The organism is Aeromonas sobria (genome assembly GCF_000820145.1).
Taxonomy (GTDB): Bacteria; Pseudomonadota; Gammaproteobacteria; order Enterobacterales; family Aeromonadaceae; genus Aeromonas; species Aeromonas sobria.
Genome location: NZ_CDBW01000013.1, coordinates 166,873 through 186,508 on the forward strand (window position 1 = coordinate 166,873; position 19,636 = coordinate 186,508).

The following is a 19,636-nucleotide window of genomic DNA, read 5'->3' on the forward strand; positions in this document are numbered from 1 at the left end:
TTTTGGGAGGGGGTAACAGCCCGACCATTCCTCGCATGAGGCCCTATCGGCAAGCCCGACGCAGAACGGGACTTGACCGCACATTCACCCGTGGAACGGGTGAGATAAATCAATGAAAAGGATGGAATAGATGAAAGGATTAACCTTGGCGTGCGCCCTGTCGGCGGCTCTGGTCGGTGTCTCATTCGGTGGTCAGGTACAAGCGCAGGAGCGCTTCGTGACCATAGGCACTGGCGGTCAGACCGGCGTCTACTACGTGGCGGGCCAGTCCATCTGCCGCTTCCTCAATCGCGGCGCAGCCGATCACCAAATCAAGTGCAATGCCCCGGCCAGTGGCGGCGGTGTTGCCAACGTCAACGGCATCCGTAGCGGCGAATTCAACTTCGGCATCATGCAGTCCGACCACCAGTTCAAGGCGATGAAAGGGCTGCCACCGTTCCAGGCCGAAGGGGCCATGGACGATATGCGCGCCGTCTTCTCCCTGCAGAGCGAGGTGTTCACCATCCTGGCTCGCCGCGATGCCAAGATTGCCAGCTTCGACGATCTGAAGGGCAAGCGCGTCAACATCGGCAACCCGGGCTCCGGCCAGCGTGACACCATGGAAGAGATCATGGCGGTCAAGGGCTGGAAGAAGGGTGACTTCGGTCTGGTCTCCGAGCTGAAACCGGCTGAACAGGCCTCAGCCCTCGGTGACAACAACATCGACGCCATGAGCTACTTCGTAGGTCACCCGAACGGTGCCATTCAGGAAGCCTCCACCACCACAGATGCGGTGCTGGTACCGGTGACCGGCGCAGAGATCGACAAGCTGCTGGCCGAGAAGAGCTACTACAGCAAGGCCGAGATCCCGGGCGGCATCTACAAGGGCAGCGACAAGCCGACCCCGTCCATCGGTGGCAAAGCGGTGCTCTCCACCAGCGCCAAGGCCGATCCGGAAGTGGTCTATCAGCTGGTCAAATCGGTGTTCGACAACCTGGATCGCTTCAAGCGCCTGCACCCTGCCTTTGCCGACCTGAAAGAGGCCGACATGATCAAGGTGGGTCTCTCTGCACCGCTGCATGAAGGGGCTGCCCGCTACTACAAAGAGCGCGGCTGGCTCTGATTTCTGGCCCCGGGGCCTTTGTCACTCTCCTCGACACCCGTCTGCCGCCTGATTGCGGAGGCGGGTGTCGCTCTTGTTGTACTCGCTGGCACAAGTTAACCCTATGCAAGATAACCAACTTTCTACCGAGGAACTGATCGCCCAGGATGTGGGCGCTCGTCTGCCGTTAGGCCCGCTGGGCTGGATCATCACCGCCCTGGCGCTGGCCTGGTCGCTGTTCCAGCTCTGGATCGCCTCACCACTCCCCTTCATGGTGGGCTTTGGCGTCCTCAATGACACCGAAACCCGCTCCATTCACCTCACCTTTGCCCTGTTGCTCGCTTTTCTGGTGTTCCCGGCATTTCGCTCTTCGCCGCGAGATCGGGTGCCCCTCGGCGATATCGCTCTCGGCCTGATTGCTGCTGGTGCCGCGTCTTACCTGTTCGTGATGTACGAAGCGCTGGCCCTGCGTCCCGGCACCCTCACCACCGCCGATCTGGTGACCGCCTGCATCGGCCTCCCGCTGCTGCTGGAAGCTGCGCGCCGCGCGCTGGGGCCGGCACTGGCGGTCATCGCCATCGCCTTTCTGGTCTACAGCCTGGCTGGCCCCTGGATGCCGGGGCTGCTGGCCCACCGCGGGGTGAGCTTCACCGCGCTGGCCAACCACCAGTGGATCACCACCGAAGGGGTGTTCGGCATCGCCCTCGGCGTTTCCACCAGCTTCGTGTTCCTGTTCGTGCTGTTCGGCGCCCTGCTGGAGCGGGCCGGTGCCGGTCACTACTTTATCCAACTCGCCTTCAGCCTGCTCGGCCATCTGCGCGGCGGCCCGGCCAAGGCGGCAGTGGTCGCCTCCGGCCTGACCGGTCTGATCTCCGGCTCGTCGATTGCCAACGTGGTGACCACCGGCACTTTCACCATTCCGATGATGAAGAAGGTCGGCTTCAGCGCCGAGAAAGCGGGGGCGGTCGAGGTGGCCTCCTCGGTCAACGGCCAGATCATGCCGCCAGTGATGGGAGCGGCCGCCTTCCTGATGGTGGAGTATGTGGGCATTCCCTATGTGGAGATCATCAAGCACGCCTTCCTGCCTGCCACCATCTCCTATATCGCGCTGCTCTATATCGTCCATTTGGAGGCGCTGAAACTGGGCATGCAGCCCATCGGTGGCCATCAGCCCAAGCCCTGGCTGCGCCGGCTGACCGGCTTTGCCTTTGGCGCGGCCCTGATCAGCGGCCTGTCGCTGGCGGTCTACTATGGCCTCGGCTGGCTCAAACCTGTGCTGGGTGACTTCGCCCTGCCGGGGATCAGCCTGCTGCTGGCGCTGGCCTATCTGGGACTGCTGAAGATCGCCGCCAGCAACGAACCGCTGGCGGCGGAAGATCCTGACAAGCCGCCGCTCACCGAGCTGCCCGATACCCGTGCCGTGTTGCTCTCCGGCCTGCACTTCATGCTGCCGGTGGTGGTACTGGTGTGGTGCCTGATGGTGGAGCGCCTCTCGCCGGGGCTGTCGGCCTTCTGGGGTACCGTGATGCTGGTGATCATCCTGCTGACCCAGCGCCCGCTACTCAACTGGTTGCGCAAGGACGGCAAGCACGACTATGGCACCGTCGCTGACGGCGTAGTGGATCTGCGGGAAGGGCTGGTCGCCGGTGCCCGCAACATGATCGGTATCGGCATTGCCACCGCCACTGCGGGGATTATCGTGGGTGCGGTCTCCCAGACCGGGGTTGGTCTGGTGCTGGCGGATCTGGTGGAGTTCCTCTCCATGGGCAACCTGCTGCTGATGCTGCTGCTGACCGCCCTGCTGAGCCTTATTCTCGGTATGGGGCTGCCGACCACGGCCAACTACATTGTGGTATCCAGCCTGCTGGCGCCGGTGGTGGTGACGCTGGGGCAGCAGAATGGGCTGATCGTGCCGCTGATCGCGGTGCACCTGTTCGTCTTCTACTTCGGCATCATGGCGGATGTAACGCCGCCGGTGGGGCTGGCCTCCTTCGCAGCCGCCGCCGTCTCCAAGGGCGATCCCATCAAGACCGGGATCACCGCCTTCTACTACAGCTTGCGTACCGCAGCGCTGCCGTTCCTGTTCATCTTCAACACCGATCTGCTGCTGATCGACGTGGACTTCGCCCACGGGGTGCTGATCTTCATGGTGGCGACCATCGCCATGCTGATCTTCGCCGCCGCTACCCAGGGCTGGTTCCTGGTGAAGAGCCGCTGGTACGAGAGCGTGCTGCTGCTGCTGGTTGCCTTCACCCTGTTCCGCCCGGGTTTCTGGATGGACATGGTGCACGATCCCTATCGCGAGAGCCCGCCTGCCCAACTGGCCCAAACCATGGGTGCAGTGGAGGCGGAGAGCACCCTGCGGCTGCGGATCCTCGGTGAAGATGCGGTGGGCAAGCCACGCAAGTTCACCCTGCTGGTCGCCGTACCGGATGGGGAAAATGGCGAGGAGCGGCTGGCCAATCTGGGGCTGAGCCTCTATGAGCAGGATGGCAAGACGCTGATCGACAACGTTGCCTTTGGCAGCCCGGCCGCCACCATGGGGCTGGAGTTCGATCAGGAGATCCTCACCGTCAAGGCGCCGACCGAACGCTGGACCAAAGAGTGGATGTGGATCCCGGGCTTCCTGCTGTTCGGGGTGATCGTCTGGTTGCAGCGTCGCCGCAGCGTCAAGGCCGGTTAATCCGCCGAGCAAATGAGACAGAGGGCCGCGATTGCGGCCCTCTTTTTTATTGCCTTGCCCTCTGCGGCTTTTGCGAGAGGCGGTAGTCATGGAAAAAGCTAAACGGTGGCGAGCTGCCAAAAAAAGTGGGGTGACATGTCCATGTCACCCCCTCGCAAATAGCATGTTCCATATTGGAGTCCGGCCACGCCGGGTCTCTGTTTCACTTTCCGATAGTTCGCGACCCATCTGAAGTGTGTGCCAATTGCTGCGATGCAAGTGGCCAGCTACCCGTAACAACCCTCATCCACACGGCAGACAAGCCGCCGTGTTTGTCCTTGCAACTGAAATATTACGCAGAAAAACAAAATAAAAAACGTTTTTATGCCCATTCCATTCACATCCGAGTACAAAAAACAGCCTTATCATCACTACTAAATTGTTATAAAACAGCTAGATAGCCTCAGTGATGGTTATTCACCCGCAAGGGCCATCTGCAATGACTTACAAGGCTTTGCGAGATCTCGCACAAAAAATGGCCGCCTCACAACCAGCGGCGCAGCGGCAACCAGTCGCTCAGGCGGGCTATCAGCCGCCTTGACCACCCCTCGGGTTTGCGCGGTGATCCGCCAGCCTGATTCTGCCAGCGAGCCAACCACGTTCGCAGTGCCTCGCAGATCGACGGGCAGTGCAGATGCAGCATCAGTTCGGTATTGAGAAACAGCGAGCGGGGATCGAGGTTGAGGCTGCCAAACAGCGCCCGCTCCTCCCCTAGCAGGATCAGCTTGGCGTGCAGGCTGCCGTGGCCATGGTCAAACTCGGCGACCCGGATCCCTTGGCGCAGCAACCAGCCGAGATAACGCTGATAGGCGCCATAGACCAGTGGCACATCGGTGCTGGCCAGCGAGTTGGTGAGAATGTCGATGGCGACCCCCTGCTGGCGCAGTCGCGCCAGACGATGGCGAAATCCACGGGTGAGAATGAGGTAAGGGGTGACCAACGCCAAGCGGTGGGGACTATTTGCCAACTGGCGCCACAGCTGGCGAGCGGTGGTGGGACGGGAGATCAGCCCCTTGCCGGGACGATCGAACCACACCTCGGCCCGCCCCTCGTGCCACTGCAGCGGCACGTCAGCCTCATCAAACAGCTCCGCTGGCAGATCGTAGACCCTTGCCACCGCCGGATCCGTCATGGTGAACAGGAAGTCGTTGACCACCTGAATTTCGGCGGGCAGCAGCTCACGGCGTAGCAGATGGCGGATGGGGTGGCTCCAGCGGCTGTGCCAGAACTGCTCGAACCCCTGCGCCATCTGCTGGCACAGGCCACCCTGACAGGCGAGATCGAGATCCACGAAGGGGGCCTGCGGATCCAGACCGAAGTAGCGATCGCCGATGTTGCGCCCGCCAATCAGCGCCAGCTTGCCATCCACCAGCAGCAGCTTGTTGTGCATCCGGTGGTTGATGCGGCGAAAGCTGAGCAGCCCCTCCAGCAGCAGTGCCAGCGGGCGCCAGCCCCGCAGCCAGAAGGGGTTGAACAGCCGCACCTCGATCCCCGGGTAGTGAGCCACCATCTCCAGAAAGCGGTTGTCACCGGCATAGAGATCATCCACCAGCAGCTGCACCTTGACGCCGCGCCGGGCGGCGTGGAGCAGCTCGCTCAGCAGCAGCTTGCCGCTGCTGTCCTCCTCCCAGCTGTAGTACTGCGCCTGGATCCGCTCACGGGCATGGCGGATCCAGTGGCAGCGCACCTTGAGTGCCAGCAGTGGATCATCGATCAGGGCAAAGGATCCGGAGATCATGGTGTCATCCTGCTGTCATGGCCGGGTGTCATAACGCTGGCGAGCCTCTTCACATATCCAACAAGGAGTTGCTGATGGAACTGCATGATACCCCGATGTTGCGCTATCTGGGCCAGCTCAGCCAGCCAGATCTCATCCCCGCCACCGGCCCCGCCCACTGGTTCCTGCAACACAGGGACGGTAGCTGGCAGTTGCCGACCGTGCAGGCGACCCTGCCGGTCAACCGGCTCAGGGTTGAGCCGCTTCGATAGCGGCGGCCTTGCCCTCGATCTGGGGCAAGCTGAAACGATAGGCCACGTAGTACTTGTAGATGGTGCCGACATAGTTGATCGGCCCCTGCCCGACCTCGTTGGCCACCAGCTGATCCACGTTGCCAAACCAGACGTTGGGATCGAGTCCCAGCTTCTCCGCCTTGCCCCGCAGCGCCTGCACCCGGTTCGGCCCCGCGTTGTAGGCGGCGAGGGCAAACAGGTGGCGGTTGAGCCGATCCAGCTTGGGATCATTGAAATAGGTATCGAGGATCAACCGCATGTAGCGGCAAGCAGCCTCCACATTGCCCTCCAGCGTGGTCAGCCTGGCGCCATTGATGCCGACCTCCCGCCCCGTGCTGGGCAGCAGCTGCATGAGGCCCACGGCCCCCTTGTGCGAGCGCACCTTGGGATTGAGGCCTGACTCCTTGTAGCCGAGCGCCGCCAGCATCAGCCAGTCGAGATCGTATTGATTGGCGTACTTCTCCAGCACCTTGCGAATGGTCGCCAGTCGCCCCATGGGATCCGGGGCCAGTATATTGCTCATCTGATCGCTGTGAACCAGCAACCGCCGCAAGGTCATGTCGCTATAGAGGCTACTGCTGCTGACGCTCGCCAGATAGCCGTTGACCGCCTTGAGCAGCTCGGGGCTGTTCTTGCGCAGCGCCCAGGCGCTGGCGCCATTGCTGCGCAGCGGTACCAGCTTGTGAGCCTTGAGGCCGGAGATCATGCCCCCCAGCCAGATCCGTCCCTTGTAGCTATCGGTCACCGTCAGGGGAATAATGCCGGCGGCCACCATCTCCAGCAGATCGCCATCTTGCAGGTATTCGGGCACCGTCTCGATATAGACGGGGGGCAGCCCCAGTTCGCGAAACAGCCAGTTGAGCTGGCGCAGACTCTCGTAGTAGCTGGAGCTGGCGCGTACCCAGACCCGTCTGCCGGAGAGCTGGGTAATGCGGCTGAAGGCGGGCAGGCCCTTCTGGCTCACCACCCACTCCTCGATGGAAGAGATGAGCGGCCGAGAGAAGGCCACCTGTTCACGCCGGGTCGGGGTTACCGTCATGGTCGCCGCCACCAGATCGCCGCGCCCCTCCGCCAGATAGTCCAGCAGCTTGTCCTGACGCACCGGGATGTAGACCACCTTGAGCTTGACCTTCTCTTTGGCGAGATAGGTCTTGTTCAGCCAACGCTCGAACCCTTGCAACTGATTGACCAGAATGCCGTACTGGGAGCCACGATCGAGAAAATAGAAGCCGCGCTCATAGACCACCAGAGCCCTGAGTTCGCGTTTTTGCAGAATACTTTCGAGGTCCCCGGGTTGAGGCAGACGCAGTGGCTTGAGTTCAACCGCCAGCAGGGGAAAACAGCAGAGGGCCAGCAGAGCCCAGATCCAGCGCCGCATCACGATGGCTCCTGCGCTGACGTCACTCCTGCTGCTTGTTGGCAGCAAGGATCACTATAGAAGGTGGGATTGGGGGCAGAGATCCATCGCTGCGTCATGATGTTTACGCCTTCTGTTGGCCGACTCGCGCCGGGCAAAAACGTCTGTGGGGTAGAGTAACTATAGAACGGCGACCCACAGCAGAAGGGTCAACACGGCAGGCTGTGCTGCCGTGTTATCACATTAATCAGATAGAGCGGGCACGCAGCTCAAAAATGAGCTTTTCAGCGGTGCAGGTAAACTGCAGGCGGGCTTTCAGGATCACGCCGTTGGCGCCCTGGGTCAGTTCGCTGCTCACTTGGGCTTCGGCAGTGACCTGTTTGGCCAGTGCTTCATAGGCAGCCAGTTTGGCACGGGCATCAGCTTCGGTCGCGGCTTCAATCGCCAGCTCCATCACCTCATCACCTTCACCTATGATGGTGCCGATCTCGGCAAAACAGCCGCAGCTGTCACAGGTTTCGTTCAATTCTACTTTTTCGTCTACAGACATTTTCTACTCCTACTGCTTATTTCGGATGATTTGCGTCGTCACGCATCGCCTTGCGAAAATCTTTGATGGCGGTACCCAGATCCTCACCTGCACTGGCAAGACGTTTGCTGCCGAAAACCAGCACGACTACCAGCAAGAGGATCAACATATGCCAGATATGAATTCCACCGAGTCCCATAGGGATACTCCCTCACAAAGAGATATCTATCAGTTGTATCAAAATAGAGCGCAGGGATTGTTGGGCAAAATCAAGGCGGGCGCAAGTGAGCAAATAAATCATAACCAAAAAATAGGGCGACCCAAAGGTCGCCATATTGATTGTGCTACGTGTCCCCTCAACCGCTACATCCTGTACCAGTGGTTCATGCGAACCTGAGACCATTTGAGGATAAGATCGCCAAGATATGAAAACAAATGGTATAAATTCATCTTAGAATTGAGTGAGATTCATATCATGCTACTGGAACAACTGGGTCGCATCGACCTCAATCTGCTGATTATCCTGCAGGTGCTGCTGGAAGAGCGCAACGGCAGCAAGGCAGCACGCCGCCTTCATCTAAGCCAGTCTGCCGTCAGCAAGGCGCTCGGGCGCCTGCGTGACACTTTCGATGATCCTCTCTTTATCCGCTCAGCCTACGGACTCGAACCCACTGGTCGCGCCCTTGCGTTGCAGCAGCAGTTGCAACCCATCCTGCTATCGCTGGACAACCTGATCCAGCCACCCGAATTCGATCCCGCCAGCTCGGAGCGGGAATTCGTCATTGCCAGCATGGACAGCGCTTTTACCCTGTTTGCACCACTGTACTTGAGCGAGCTGAAACGGCAGGCACCACGGATCCGCTTGCGCTATGAGGAGTGGACCGAAACCAGCCTGACCGAGATGAGTCAGGGGCAGGTGGATATCGCCTTCGCGGTGCGGGAGAACTGCATCAGCTCCGATTACCGGCTCGACACCCTGCCCGGCAACATCTGCCAGCGACTGCTGGCCGTCGATGATCTCACCTGTCTGGTACAGCAGCACCATCCCGCTTTGCGAGAGCCCAACTGGAATCTGGATCACTACCTCAGCTATCCCCATGTGCAGACCTACTGCGAGGGGCGGGATCGCTGGATGCTGGACCACAAGCTGGCAGAGCAAGATCTCTACCGCCGCATCGAGGCCACCGTCCCCTCCTTCGAGGCCGCACTGCGGATGGGGATGCACTCCGACATGATTGTGACCCTCTCCAAGCTGTACGCCCGCAACGCCACCCAGGTCTACCCGCTGTTGCAGCTACCGCTGCCCATCGCGCTGGACAGCATCTCCCACCTGCTGATCTGGCATCAGCGCCACAGCGAGGATCCGGGCCATCGCTGGCTGCGGGAGCTGCTGCTGACCCAGATCATGAGTCAGCTACAACCAGCTTCAGGCCACTAAGATCAGGGGATGGCGGTCACCGAAAGATAGTGGTGTACCCCATCCAGCAGCATCTGGACCGCGATCATCACCAGCAGCATGCCCATCAGCCGCTCTACCGCCGTGAGCCCTCGCTCACCCAGCAGCTTGTTGAATACCTCGTAGAACATCAGGATCACCGCGCTGGCAGCCCAGGCAATAAAGAGTGCCAGCGACCAGTCCACCATCCGGGCGGGTTCCTGATTGGCCAGTAGCATCAGGGAGGCCAGGATCGAGGGACCGGCGATCATCGGGATCGCCATCGGCACCAGGAAAGGCTCCTCACCCGCCGCCAGCCCGGTGACGCCCCCTTCACTAGGGAAGATCATCTTGATGGCGATCAGGAACAGAATGATGCCGCCGGCAATGCTGACCGCCTCCTGCCGCAGGTTGAGGAAACCGAGGATCTGCTGACCGACAAACAGGAACAGCATCATGATCGCCAGCGAGAAGAGCAGTTCGCGGATCATCACCTTGCGCCGCCGCTTGGGATCGATATGACGCAAGATAGAGAGGAACACCGGCAGGTTGCCCAGCGGATCCATGATCAGAAACAGCATGACTGCGGCAGAGAAAGTATCCATACAACGCCCTGGCTACGCCTTGAATAGGGAAAAGAGAGGGGGCGAAATATAGCAAAAGGCGAAGAATTCAGCGAGCGCCATGATGCGCTCGCAGGAGAGTCAACCGTGGTTGCAGATCTTGTCGGCGCGGGTCTGGAAGCCATCGGCCGAGTCGATGAATTTGCCGCGGGCGGCCAGAAAGTCGATCAACGCCTCCCCGTCCATCTCGCTGGCGCTACAGGTATGAAACCGCGCATCGACCCCGAACCGTTCCGCCATCGCCTGCTTAAGGCTGGCGCGGCTAAATTGCCCCTCTTGCTCCAGCATCATCTCCATCACTTCATGACCATGTACCGATTGCGACATTTTCTACCCCAATAATAAATATGCAGAATGTACATTAAAGCCTGCCTCGCACCGGGAGACCTTGATATAAACCAACAAACCGCGCATTAGCTGACCAGAGGGGTGGTCAGCGCCCACGCTTTGTCGATAATGTGGCAACCCGGTGCAGGGATCGCTACACTGGCGCCCCATTTTAGCCATCGCAGACAATTTATAAGGATATTGGCGTCATGCAGTTCCATGGAGAGGCTATCAAGCCCTGGCAGATCTGGACTCGTCGTCCGCTCTGGCTCAAGACCCTGATCGGCATGTTGCTGGGGGTCGGCCTCGGGGTCGGCATTGAAGAGCAAGCCTTGCTGCTCAAGCCCATTGGCGTGTTGTTCGTCAACACTATCCAGATGCTGATGGTGCCCCTCATCTTCTGCTCGGTCATCGCTGGCCTCACCTCGCTGCTCAAGGGCAAGGCCCTGGATCGTATCGGCATCAAGGCCATCTGCCTCTACTTCTGCTCCACCGCCATCGCCATTTGCATTGGCCTGATGATGGGCTGGCTGCTGGAACCGGGCGTGGGCGCCGACATGGGCCCCTATCTGCGGCCCGGAGCGATGCTGGAGTCACCCTCGCTAGCCAACGTGCTCGGCTACCTGGTGCCAAGCAATCCGGTGCAAGCGATGGTGGATGGAAAAATTCTGCAGGTGATCGTCTTTGCGGTTGCGCTGGCGGTGGCCCTCAACGCCTGTGGTCGTCGTGGCCGTCCTGCCATTCTCTTTTTCACCTCGCTGGCCGAGGGGATGTTCAAACTGACCCAGATGGTGATGGCGCTCGCGCCCTACGGAGTCTGCGCCCTGATGGCCTGGATGACCAGCAAGTACGGCCTCGAGCTGCTGCTGCCGCTGCTCAAGGTGATCGGCGCTGTCTACCTCGGTTGCCTGCTGCACGTGCTCGGCGTTTACAGCACCCTATTGCTCCTGCTGGCACGGCTCAATCCGCTGCACTACTTCAAGAGCATCGTCGATGCCCAGGCAGTGGCCTTCACCAGCAGCTCCAGCAACAACACCCTGCCCATCACTCTGGCCTGCGCCGAGCAGCGGCTGGGAGTCTCACCCACTATTACCGCCAAGGTGCTGCCCATCGGTGCCACCATCAATATGGATGGCACCGCCCTCTATCAGGGAGTCACCGCGCTGTTCGTGGCACAGGCGTTCGGGGTAGATCTACACATGGTCGATTACCTGACCATCATCAGCATCGCCACCCTGGCCAGTATCGGCACGGCAGGCACCCCGGGCACCGGGCTAATGCTGCTGACCCTGACCCTGACGGCGGTGGGTTTGCCGCTGGAAGGAGTGGCGCTGATTGCAGGTATTGACCGGATCCTCGACATGGCGCGCACTACGGTCAATGTATCGGGGGATATTCTGGTATCTGTGCTGATCGCCCGCAGCGAGAACGAGCTGGATCTGACGACCTACCATGATGCCAGCGCAGGGGAAGATATCGAGTTCCCGCTGCGCTAGCGGAAGAGAGATCAGCTGTCGTGGGGATCGTGATGACAGCGCCAGCAGACCTCAAAGTTGGCGCCATTCTCCTCCCCGCACTGGCCACAGAGCCAGCCATTACCCTGGCGCTGCTGGTAACGCTCGATGACCCGCCCCGCCTTGCTGCGGTCTTCGCCACGCACCAGCAGGGTCACCTGCAGCATGTCTACCGGCAGGTCTCCCAGGGCGCCAAACAGTCCATCGCCATTGAGCCGCACCACCACCCCTTCCGCCTCCAGTGCCCCTTTCAGGGCGTGGGCCTCCAGAGTATGAGAAGCGCGATAAAGATTGATCCAGTTATCCATAGCTCCCCCTTACAACAACTTGTCGATGCCAAACTCGGCACTATTTTCCATCATGAAATCGATAAATACCCGCAGCTTGCGCGGCATCAGCCGCCGTTCCGGAAACAGCAGGTAAATCGGCACCCTGGGCTGCTGCCAGTCCGGCAGCAAGATCACCAGTTCGCCACTGGCCAGCTCTTCCTGACAAAGCATAGCGGGTAGTGAAGCCAAGCCGATCCCCGCCTTCGCTGCCTCTCGGGCACAGGTAATATTATTGACCCGAAAACGGGATGGGGGGTCAACCAGCACCTCTTTGCCATCCCGCTCGAAACACCAGTGAGAAGCGAGAAAGCCACTGCTCACCGTCACCCGCTCATGGTCGGTTAAATCCTCTGGCCGGGTAATGGCCGGACTACGCGCCAGATAGTCAGGACTGGCACACAGCAGCCGACCCGTGCTCCAGAGTCGCCGCGCCGCCAGATTGGAGTCGCTCATGTCACCGACCCGCACCACCGCATCCAGCCCTTCGCTGATGGGATCGATCACCCGGTTGGTCAACTCCAGCTCTACCTGCAAGCCGGGATAGACCTGCAAAAATTTGGCGACCATACGCCCGATCACCAACTGCCCCGTCTCGATGGGCACTGCCAGCTTGAGGGTGCCGGTCACCTCCTGCTGGCTGGCGCTCAACATCAGCTCCGCCTCGGTCAGGGCATCGACCGCCTTGCTGCAGTGCAGATAGTATTTCTCCCCCTCCTCGGTCAGGGTGAGCTGACGGGTAGAACGATAGAGCAGACGTACCCCGAGCCGCTGCTCCAGTTCGGCGATACGGCGACTCACCATCGCCTTGGTCATCCCCAACTCCTGAGCGGCGGCGGTAAACGAACCTTTGTCGACAATACGCACCAGAATTAAGGCTGCATTGAGATCCATTGTTGCACCAGTGAAACTGTATATCTCGTGAACCAATACTAATCGAAACAGTCAGCCAGTGTTAGCCTGCCCGCCTTACGTTCAGGAATCCCGCCAAATGCGTCAACACCAAAAAATTCCCCTGCTGGCCGCCATGATACTGGTGCTGATCGGTCTGCTGTTCGCCGGTTACTGGTATCTGCACGGCCGCTATTTCGAAAGTACCGACAACGCCTATCTGCAAAGTGAAGTGACCGGGATCCGATCCAAACTGCCGGGCTATATCAGCGAAGTACTGGTCACCGATAACCAGCCGGTCAAAGCAGACCAGCTGATCGCCCGTCTTGATGACCGCGAATACAAGAACAAGGTGGCAGAGGCCGAAGCCAATCTGCAACTCAATCAGGCCACCGCCGAGAATCTGGCCGCCACCCGCACCCAGCAGCTGAGCCTGATCCAGCAAGCGGAGGCCAAAGTCGCCTCCGCCAGTGCCGAGCAACTGCGTGCCCACCAGCAAGTGAACCGGATCAGCCAGCTCAACCAGCGTCACTACAGCTCGCAAGACAGTCTGGACGAGGTGCGGGCCGGTCTGCAGGTCAATCTGGCACAGGAGCAAGAGGCCAGAGCCGCCCTGCAGGCCGCCCGCGAGCGACTGCTGGTACTGGATGCCGAACGCAAACAGAATCTGGCCAGGCTGGCCCTGAGCGAAGCACAACTGGAAGAGGCGAGGCTGGAGCTGACTTACACCGAACTGCGGGCACCAGCCGATGGCATCATCGGCAAGCGCAGCTTGCGGGAGGGGCTCTATGTCCAGTCCGGCATGCAGGTCGCCAGTCTGGTACCGCTACAACAGGTATGGGTCGAGGCCAACTTCAAGGAGACCCAGCTCGCCCACATGCTGCCGGGCCAGAAGGTCGAAGTGGTATTGGATGCCTACCCTGATCAGCCGGTCGAGGGGATTATCGACAGCCTCTCCCCCGCCACTGGCGCCAAGTTCGCCCTGCTGCCACCGGAGAACGCCACCGGCAACTTCACCAAAATCGTCCAGCGGGTACCGGTCAAGATCCGCATCCCCGAGCCGGGTTCACTGGCAGGCAAACTGCTACCGGGCCTCTCCAGCGAAGTGATCGTGGATACCCGCACTCCTGAAGCCGTGGTTGCCGCCAACTGATGGAACCCATTCCACGTCGCAACTGGATCGCGGTCATGGGGGGCCTTATCGGCGCCTTCATGGCCATTCTCGATATCCAGATCACCAACGCCTCCCTGAAAGATATTCAGGGGGCGCTATCAGCTACCCTCAGCGAAAGCTCCTGGATCTCCACCTCCTATCTGGTGGCAGAGATGATCGCCATCCCCCTCAGTGGCTGGCTGAGCCGAGGGCTGAGCGTGCGCCGTTACCTGCTGTGGACTACCGGCGCCTTTATTATCGCCTCCGTGCTCTGCTCGTTCAGCTGGAACCTCACCAGCATGATCATCTTCCGGGCGCTGCAAGGCTTCACCGGTGGCGCGCTGATCCCGATGGCCTTCTCCCTCATTGTTACCCTGCTGCCACTGCATAAACGAGCCACCGGCATGGCGCTGTTCGGCCTCTGTGCTACCTTCGCCCCCGCCATCGGCCCTACCCTAGGTGGCTGGCTCACCGAACAGATATCGTGGCACTACATCTTTTATATGAATGTACCGCCGGGACTGCTGGTGATGGCGATGCTGGCCTACGGGCTGGACAAGAAACCGGTGGACTGGGCAGTGATCAGGCAGGTCGATCTGATCGGCATCGTCACCATGGCACTCGGTCTCGGCTTGCTGGAGGTGGTTCTGGAGGAGGGCAACCGGGAGGACTGGTTCGGCTCGAGTTTCATCGTACGACTGGCGATCATCTCCGCGGTGGCACTGGTGTTTTTTGTCATCAGCCAGCTGATGCGGCGGCACCCGCTGGTCAATCTGCGGCTGCTGCACAACCCGCGCTTCGCGCTGGCCTGCTTCGCCTATCTGATCCTCGGGATGGCGTTGATGGGCTCCATCTATGTGCTGCCGCTCTACATGACCCAGATCCACAACTACAACGCGCTGGAAATCGGCGAGGTACTGATGTGGATGGGGCTACCGCAACTATTGGTGCTGCCGCTGGTACCCAGGCTGACCCACAAGATAGACCCGCGCTATCTGGTGAGCTTCGGCTTTCTGATCTTCGCCGTCAGCTGCTTTATGAACGTCAATATGAGTGCTGACTATGCCGGGCCACAGTTAATACAAGCGTTGATCGTACGGGCACTGGGACAACCCTTCATCATGGTGCCGCTCTCCCTGGTAGCGACCGCTAGCCTGACCCACGACGAGATCCCCTCCTCCTCGACCCTGCTCAACGTGCTGCGCAACCTCGGTGGTGCGTTCGGTATCGCCATCATCGCGACCCTGCTCGATAACGATACTCGCACTCATGTGGTGCAGATCAGCAGCACCCTCGCCGCCAGCAGTATCGAGGGGCAGAGCTATCTGCTGCAGCTGGCCCAGAGCATGATGGATCAGGGCTCAGGCCCGGAGATCGCCCAGCAGCAGGCACAAGCCATGCTGACCAATACCATCAACCGGGAAGCAGCCATCATGGCCTACAATCAGGTGTTCTACATCATGGGGATCTTTCTGCTGATCGCCAGCGCCCTGATGCTGCTGCTCAAATCCCCCGCCCCACGGGCGGCGGATGCAGAACCGCTAGAGGCTTGAAAAACAGCCGGGGCATAAAACGAAAAACGGGCAAACGCCCGTTTTTCTTTATCTGTTACCTGCACTCAACCGCCGGGCGTTAGCCCGCCAGTGACCCCGCAATCAGGAATTGCGCCGCGAAGTAACTGCTCATGACCCAGGCGCGGGCGTGGGGAAAGGGGCGGCGGAAACGATCAAGCGCCAGCATGCAGTCGGAGAAGAGGAACATAAGGGCACCGACCAGCGCTGCCGCAGAACCTGCGGTGAGAGAGGCGTGCCAGGCACCGGCTGCAACCCAAGCCATACCGATGATCACCAGCATGTAGCAGAAGACCGGGATCCGCATCTCCCCCAGCTTGCCCCATAAGATGCCAAACACCATGCCTGCGACTAGTAACAGCAGCAAGCCATCGACCAACTTGAGCACCAGCGGCCCCTGGGCAAAGCCGACGATATAGCAGAGGTGCGCGACAAAAAATGCGGCCAGTCCCTGAATAAAGCGATCAGTTGGCAGCATCAGCAATACATCTCCCGCTAACGAGAGGCAGAGACCGAGCAAGATCCAGGCGTGAGAACCGTCGTGGTCATAACTCTGATAACCGAACGCCAGTGCAATGATCAGCAGCATGGTCAGCGGCTTGCTGATATAAAACTGGCGACTATCTGAACCGTAGGCAGCACGGATATGCCACCAACCGGAAGCGATGATCAAGAAACTCAATAACATGCCCTGCTCCTCACCTGTTGCTCGCAGTCATACGGCAACCGTTTTTATCATGGTGCAGGGTAACAAATTCCTTGCTGCAGTGGCAGAGGTGCTTATCAAATGGGCAGACTAAGCCTAAAGTCTAATTGCCCCCTCGTGTGGTTCAGGGCATAAGAGACGGGTCTGGAGGATCACCATGGAAGAAGCTATGAAAAACTATCTGCCCGCCATCGACATCATGATGTGCCATCTGGGGATCAGCTTTGAGCAAGCCTGCGAACAGTTGGGTCTCAGCCAGCAGGAGCAACAGGCACTGGATCAGTTGCAACAGCAGAGCCAAGCCAACTAGCCCTCCCGTTATTGGACATCATGATGTGCCATCTGGGGATCAGCTTTGAACAGGCCTGCGAACAGTTGGGTCTCAGCCAGCAGGAGCAACAGGCACTGGATCAGTTGCAACAGCAGAGCCAAGCCAACTAGCCCTCCCGTTATTGGACATCATGATGTGCCATTTGGGGATCAGCTTTGAGCAGGCCTGCGAACAGCTGGGTCTCAGCCAGCAGGAGCAACAGGCACTGGATCAGTTGCAGCAACAGCAGAGCCAAGCCAACTAGCCCGTTCAAACACGCATACCAAAGAGAAGACCGCCAGCTGGCGGTCTTCTCTTTTCGTCTGTGTGATACCAGAAAAGCGCATCATGCAATGCCTGCCAGCAGGCGACTCCAGTTGCGTTTACCAGCGATAAAGCTGTCCCGCAGGGCTCGGTACTCCAGTTGCAGTTTGAGGCTGTCATAGCGCGCCAATGCCTTGCGCTTGCGCAACTCCAGCAGCCGTTTGCGACTGGCGTAGTAGTGTTGCAATTGCTCACTCAGTTTGTCGTACTCCTCCTGCAGCAGCGCCTGCCACAGCTCGCGATCTTCCTGCTTGCGCAATCTGGCTTGCGCCCGCTTCAGCTGCATCTGCAGCCGGGCCTGCTCGATACGCTCCTCCGGCGAGGATCTGAGGTCCCCCGCCAGACCGCACCATGAGGCAAGCCGGATCAGCCACTTGGTCGGATCGAACTGCCACCAGTGAATGCCGTTGCGGTAGTCATTCTCGAACAGGTGGTGAAAGTTGTGGTACCCCTCGCCAAAAGTGAAAAAGGCCAAGATGCCGTTGTCGCGAGCGGTATTGCGGTCGGTATAGGGCTGACTGCCCCAGATATGGGCCAGCGAATTGATAAAGAAGGTGGTGTGGTGAGTCATCACCATCCGCAGCACGCCCGCCAACAGCAGCATGCCTAGCAGGTCCCCGTGGATCAGGCCAAACAGCAGCGGCAGGCCCAGATTGGTCACCAGCACCAGCGCCAGATAGTGGCGATGCTGAAACGCGACCACAGGGTTGTTCTGCAGATCCCGCACATTGCTGTAATCGCCGTAGCGCTCTCCCTGATGCTCCCGCAACATCCAGCCGATGTGGGAATACCAGAAGCCGCGCCCCGCGCTGTAGGGGTCTTTTTCGTTGTCATCCACATGACGATGGTGACGGCGGTGATCAGCTGACCAGTGCAGGGCCGAATTCTGCAATGCCAACGCACCGCCGATGGCAAACAACCACTGCAAAGCGGGGTGCGCCTTATAGGCCTTATGCGACCAGAGCCGGTGATAGCCTGCGGTGATGGAGAGACCACTCAGGCAAAACAACAACAGGAAACTGGCCCACTGCCAGAGATCGTAACCGTGGCTCACGCCGTACCAGGGCACGACAATCAGCGCCACTATCCCGGAGAGGGAGAACAGCAGGGTATTGGTCAAAATTATTGGGGGTCTGGCCATCTCATTGCATCCTTTCAGCGAACAGCTGTTAGCCATTTTCTATGGTGATTTCCTCACGGTCAATGGTAAAAAAGTAGGATACAAACCTGACCCCTGAGGCGCCTTCGGGTTATCATTTGGCCTCAATAAGCTGAAGGTGACTGATTTCGTGGGTATTCGCGCTCAACAAAAAGAAAAAACCCGGCGTACATTGATCGACGCTGCATTCAGCCAACTGTGCGCCAATCGGAGTTTCTCCAATCTCAGCCTGCGGGAAGTCGCTCGTGAAGCGGGTATAGCCCCCACCTCTTTCTATCGCCACTTTCGCGACATGGAGGAGCTGGGCCTGACCCTGGTTGACGAAGGTGGCCTCACCCTGCGCCAACTGATGCGCCAGGCACGCCAGCGCATTGCCGGCGGCGGCAGTGTCATCAGCACCTCGGTGCAGACCTTTATGGAGTTCGTCGAGAACAACCCCAACATCTTCCGACTGCTGCTGCGGGAACGCTCCGGCACCTCGGCCGCATTTCGTCAGGCGGTGGCGCGCGAGATCCAGCACTTCATCGCCGAGCTGACCGACTATCTGGAAGCCACCACCGAAGCGCCACGGGAAGATGCCTACATCCAGGCCGAAGCCATGGTCACCATCGTATTCAGTGCCGGTGCCGATGCGCTCGACATGACCAGCGAAGAGTGTCGGGCACTCTCCGACCGCACCATTAGCCAACTGCGGATGATCGCCATGGGCGCCGAGGTGCAAAACCAGAAGCGCCGTGAACCTCACCCATGACCACAGGATGGAGAACGACATGCCTGAACAGCTTATGATCCCGAAAAAACCGCTCGCCATGGCCATGCTGATTGGTATTTGTGGCGATGCCTCTCTGGCCGTGCTGACCAATTCAGTCGTGCCCTTCTCCTTCTTCCCGCTGATTGCCCTCTGGCTGGCGGCCTATCAGCTGTTCCAGCACTATCGCCATGAACCCATGGTGGGCAACACCCCCATCTGCACCCTGCTCTGCTTCTTTATCGGTGCCTTCGGCCACTCCGCGCTGCTCAAGGTGCAATACCCGGAACTCGGCAGCAACTTCTTCTCCCTGATCATGATGCTGCTGCTACTGGCAGCCCTCTCCATCAAGCTGGGCCTGAGCATTGGTAGCAAAGTGAAGCCCTGATAAATCGACCAAGTGATGGCAATCATCTGATAGATAAAGAAAAAATGCCTTCCCAGCGGGAAGGCCTTTTTGTTTACGCTGTACCTGATTAATACGCCACGCCCGGCAATCGCGGCATGGTCAACCTCACCAAGCAGCTGGGCTTCAAGATCGACGTCCAGATGGAGGATGGGGTGGTCAATATGGCACTTCCCTGTAGCCAGCAGGCGACAGAAGTCTGATTTGGTCGACCATATCACCATTCAAATGGCAGTAAATTGAGCTGATACGGCTCTGATATTGCTAGAAAATTGTGGGAATAACGGGCTATCTGGCACTATTACGGCAGTTAAAAGCCAGGCATCGGCTGTTTAACACGCTAAAAATGACAACGCCCGGTCGAGAGACCGAGCTTTGGTGTTCACTCTGGTGTGCAAACATGCGGTTTGACGGGCAAAATCTGCCATAGCAAAAAGGCCTTCC

General features: G+C 59.3%; 20 protein-coding genes. 10 read left to right on the forward strand and 10 right to left on the reverse strand.

Features of this window, described 5'->3' with window-relative positions:
• Positions 1-130 precede the first annotated feature (130 nt).
• Together BN1135_RS06415 and BN1135_RS06420 are read left to right on the forward strand one after the other, a co-directional pair.
• A complete protein-coding gene (locus tag BN1135_RS06415; RefSeq protein WP_042019728.1) occupies positions 131-1,102 on the forward strand; it encodes a TAXI family TRAP transporter solute-binding subunit in 972 nt (323 codons plus the stop codon).
• A gap of 103 nt (positions 1,103-1,205) precedes the next feature.
• Entirely contained in the window at positions 1,206-3,764 is a 2,559-nt protein-coding gene (locus BN1135_RS06420; RefSeq protein WP_042019730.1) for a TRAP transporter permease, read from the forward strand.
• 523 nt (positions 3,765-4,287) lie between these two features.
• On the opposite strand, the gene BN1135_RS06425 is transcribed toward BN1135_RS06420, so the two are convergent.
• Positions 4,288-5,541: a phospholipase D-like domain-containing protein gene (locus BN1135_RS06425; protein ID WP_042019732.1), complete on the reverse strand. Its 1,254-nt coding sequence runs from the start codon at positions 5,539-5,541 to the stop codon at positions 4,288-4,290.
• 74 nt (positions 5,542-5,615) lie between these two features.
• Between BN1135_RS06425 and BN1135_RS21985 the strand changes: the two genes are divergently transcribed.
• On the forward strand, positions 5,616-5,792 hold the full coding sequence (locus BN1135_RS21985; protein WP_175479101.1) for a hypothetical protein: 177 nt from the start codon (positions 5,616-5,618) through the stop codon (positions 5,790-5,792).
• Here BN1135_RS21985 and BN1135_RS06430 read toward each other — a convergent pair.
• The 3 genes from BN1135_RS06430 to tatA form a co-directional block, all read right to left on the reverse strand.
• A complete protein-coding gene (locus BN1135_RS06430; RefSeq protein WP_082186743.1) occupies positions 5,770-7,191 on the reverse strand; it encodes an MltF family protein in 1,422 nt (473 codons plus the stop codon). The two genes, BN1135_RS21985 and BN1135_RS06430, sit on opposite strands and share 23 nt — an antisense overlap.
• 226 nt (positions 7,192-7,417) lie before the next feature.
• Entirely contained in the window at positions 7,418-7,720 is a 303-nt protein-coding gene (locus tag BN1135_RS06435) for a YfcZ/YiiS family protein (RefSeq protein WP_042019736.1), read from the reverse strand.
• A gap of 16 nt (positions 7,721-7,736) precedes the next feature.
• A complete protein-coding gene (tatA, locus tag BN1135_RS06440) occupies positions 7,737-7,898 on the reverse strand; it encodes a twin-arginine translocase TatA/TatE family subunit (RefSeq protein WP_005339944.1) in 162 nt (53 codons plus the stop codon).
• 276 nt (positions 7,899-8,174) lie between these two features.
• Here tatA and BN1135_RS06445 point away from each other — a divergent pair, with 276 nt between their 5' ends.
• Positions 8,175-9,137 carry a LysR family transcriptional regulator gene (locus tag BN1135_RS06445; RefSeq protein WP_042019738.1) on the forward strand — a complete coding sequence of 321 codons (963 nt, stop codon included), beginning with the start codon at positions 8,175-8,177 and terminating at the stop codon, positions 9,135-9,137.
• A 2-nt stretch (positions 9,138-9,139) separates the two neighbouring features.
• Here BN1135_RS06445 and BN1135_RS06450 read toward each other — a convergent pair whose 3' ends face one another.
• Both BN1135_RS06450 and BN1135_RS06455 read right to left on the reverse strand, forming a co-directional pair.
• Complete coding sequence (locus BN1135_RS06450) at positions 9,140-9,739, reverse strand: YhgN family NAAT transporter (RefSeq protein ID WP_042019740.1); 600 nt, start codon at positions 9,737-9,739, stop codon at positions 9,140-9,142.
• Between the two features lie 99 nt (positions 9,740-9,838).
• Positions 9,839-10,084 (reverse strand): YecH family metal-binding protein, encoded by a 246-nt coding sequence (locus BN1135_RS06455; RefSeq protein WP_042019743.1) that lies wholly within the window; start codon positions 10,082-10,084, stop codon positions 9,839-9,841.
• A gap of 209 nt (positions 10,085-10,293) precedes the next feature.
• On the opposite strand from BN1135_RS06455, the gene BN1135_RS06460 reads away from it, so the two are divergent.
• Positions 10,294-11,580, forward strand: a complete 1,287-nt coding sequence (locus BN1135_RS06460; protein ID WP_042019744.1) for a dicarboxylate/amino acid:cation symporter — start codon at positions 10,294-10,296, stop codon at positions 11,578-11,580.
• 11 nt (positions 11,581-11,591) lie between these two features.
• On the opposite strand, the gene BN1135_RS06465 is transcribed toward BN1135_RS06460, so the two are convergent.
• Both BN1135_RS06465 and BN1135_RS06470 read right to left on the reverse strand, forming a co-directional pair.
• Positions 11,592-11,906, reverse strand: a complete 315-nt coding sequence (locus BN1135_RS06465; RefSeq protein WP_042019746.1) for a putative signal transducing protein — start codon at positions 11,904-11,906, stop codon at positions 11,592-11,594.
• A gap of 9 nt (positions 11,907-11,915) precedes the next feature.
• Positions 11,916-12,818 (reverse strand): LysR family transcriptional regulator, encoded by a 903-nt coding sequence (locus BN1135_RS06470; RefSeq protein WP_042019748.1) that lies wholly within the window; start codon positions 12,816-12,818, stop codon positions 11,916-11,918.
• Positions 12,819-12,915: 97 nt separating this feature from the next.
• Here BN1135_RS06470 and BN1135_RS06475 point away from each other — a divergent pair, with 97 nt between their 5' ends.
• The gene (locus BN1135_RS06475) at positions 12,916-13,968 is read left to right on the forward strand and encodes an HlyD family secretion protein (protein ID WP_042019750.1); all 1,053 of its coding nucleotides are present in this window, start codon (positions 12,916-12,918) and stop codon (positions 13,966-13,968) included.
• Complete coding sequence (locus tag BN1135_RS06480; RefSeq protein WP_042019752.1) at positions 13,968-15,521, forward strand: DHA2 family efflux MFS transporter permease subunit; 1,554 nt, start codon at positions 13,968-13,970, stop codon at positions 15,519-15,521. Before BN1135_RS06475 ends, BN1135_RS06480 begins: the two co-directional genes overlap by 1 nt.
• Before the next feature lie 79 nt (positions 15,522-15,600).
• On the opposite strand, the gene BN1135_RS06485 is transcribed toward BN1135_RS06480, so the two are convergent.
• Complete coding sequence (locus BN1135_RS06485; protein ID WP_042019753.1) at positions 15,601-16,227, reverse strand: lysoplasmalogenase; 627 nt, start codon at positions 16,225-16,227, stop codon at positions 15,601-15,603.
• A gap of 175 nt (positions 16,228-16,402) precedes the next feature.
• Between BN1135_RS06485 and BN1135_RS21990 the strand changes: the two genes are divergently transcribed.
• Positions 16,403-16,555 (forward strand): hypothetical protein, encoded by a 153-nt coding sequence (locus BN1135_RS21990; protein WP_098971112.1) that lies wholly within the window; start codon positions 16,403-16,405, stop codon positions 16,553-16,555.
• A gap of 346 nt (positions 16,556-16,901) precedes the next feature.
• Here the strand turns inward: BN1135_RS21990 and BN1135_RS06490 are convergent, their stop codons facing one another.
• Positions 16,902-18,020: a fatty acid desaturase gene (locus tag BN1135_RS06490; RefSeq protein ID WP_042019755.1), complete on the reverse strand. Its 1,119-nt coding sequence runs from the start codon at positions 18,018-18,020 to the stop codon at positions 16,902-16,904.
• Positions 18,021-18,168: 148 nt separating this feature from the next.
• On the opposite strand from BN1135_RS06490, the gene fabR reads away from it, so the two are divergent.
• Positions 18,169-18,789 (forward strand): HTH-type transcriptional repressor FabR, encoded by a 621-nt coding sequence (fabR, locus tag BN1135_RS06495; RefSeq protein WP_042019757.1) that lies wholly within the window; start codon positions 18,169-18,171, stop codon positions 18,787-18,789.
• Positions 18,790-18,808: 19 nt separating this feature from the next.
• Complete coding sequence (locus BN1135_RS06500) at positions 18,809-19,174, forward strand: YijD family membrane protein (RefSeq protein WP_042019758.1); 366 nt, start codon at positions 18,809-18,811, stop codon at positions 19,172-19,174.
• Positions 19,175-19,636 lie beyond the last annotated feature (462 nt).

Coding starts and splice junctions, on each gene's coding strand:
- BN1135_RS06475 (WP_042019750.1), top strand. CDS start 12,916: ATGCGTCAACACCAAAAAATTCCCCTGCTGGCCGCCATGATACTGGTG.
- BN1135_RS06460 (WP_042019744.1), top strand. CDS start 10,294: ATGCAGTTCCATGGAGAGGCTATCAAGCCCTGGCAGATCTGGACTCGT.
- BN1135_RS06435 (WP_042019736.1), bottom strand. CDS start 7,720: ATGTCTGTAGACGAAAAAGTAGAATTGAACGAAACCTGTGACAGCTGC.
- BN1135_RS21990 (WP_098971112.1), top strand. CDS start 16,403: ATGGAAGAAGCTATGAAAAACTATCTGCCCGCCATCGACATCATGATG.
- BN1135_RS06445 (WP_042019738.1), top strand. CDS start 8,175: ATGCTACTGGAACAACTGGGTCGCATCGACCTCAATCTGCTGATTATC.
- BN1135_RS06415 (WP_042019728.1), top strand. CDS start 131: ATGAAAGGATTAACCTTGGCGTGCGCCCTGTCGGCGGCTCTGGTCGGT.
- BN1135_RS06420 (WP_042019730.1), top strand. CDS start 1,206: ATGCAAGATAACCAACTTTCTACCGAGGAACTGATCGCCCAGGATGTG.
- BN1135_RS06450 (WP_042019740.1), bottom strand. CDS start 9,739: ATGGATACTTTCTCTGCCGCAGTCATGCTGTTTCTGATCATGGATCCG.
- BN1135_RS06490 (WP_042019755.1), bottom strand. CDS start 18,020: ATGGCCAGACCCCCAATAATTTTGACCAATACCCTGCTGTTCTCCCTC.
- BN1135_RS06430 (WP_082186743.1), bottom strand. CDS start 7,191: ATGCGGCGCTGGATCTGGGCTCTGCTGGCCCTCTGCTGTTTTCCCCTG.
- BN1135_RS06425 (WP_042019732.1), bottom strand. CDS start 5,541: ATGATCTCCGGATCCTTTGCCCTGATCGATGATCCACTGCTGGCACTC.
- BN1135_RS06480 (WP_042019752.1), top strand. CDS start 13,968: ATGGAACCCATTCCACGTCGCAACTGGATCGCGGTCATGGGGGGCCTT.
- tatA (WP_005339944.1), bottom strand. CDS start 7,898: ATGGGACTCGGTGGAATTCATATCTGGCATATGTTGATCCTCTTGCTG.
- BN1135_RS21985 (WP_175479101.1), top strand. CDS start 5,616: ATGGAACTGCATGATACCCCGATGTTGCGCTATCTGGGCCAGCTCAGC.
- BN1135_RS06485 (WP_042019753.1), bottom strand. CDS start 16,227: ATGTTATTGAGTTTCTTGATCATCGCTTCCGGTTGGTGGCATATCCGT.
- BN1135_RS06455 (WP_042019743.1), bottom strand. CDS start 10,084: ATGTCGCAATCGGTACATGGTCATGAAGTGATGGAGATGATGCTGGAG.
- BN1135_RS06500 (WP_042019758.1), top strand. CDS start 18,809: ATGCCTGAACAGCTTATGATCCCGAAAAAACCGCTCGCCATGGCCATG.
- BN1135_RS06465 (WP_042019746.1), bottom strand. CDS start 11,906: ATGGATAACTGGATCAATCTTTATCGCGCTTCTCATACTCTGGAGGCC.
- BN1135_RS06470 (WP_042019748.1), bottom strand. CDS start 12,818: ATGGATCTCAATGCAGCCTTAATTCTGGTGCGTATTGTCGACAAAGGT.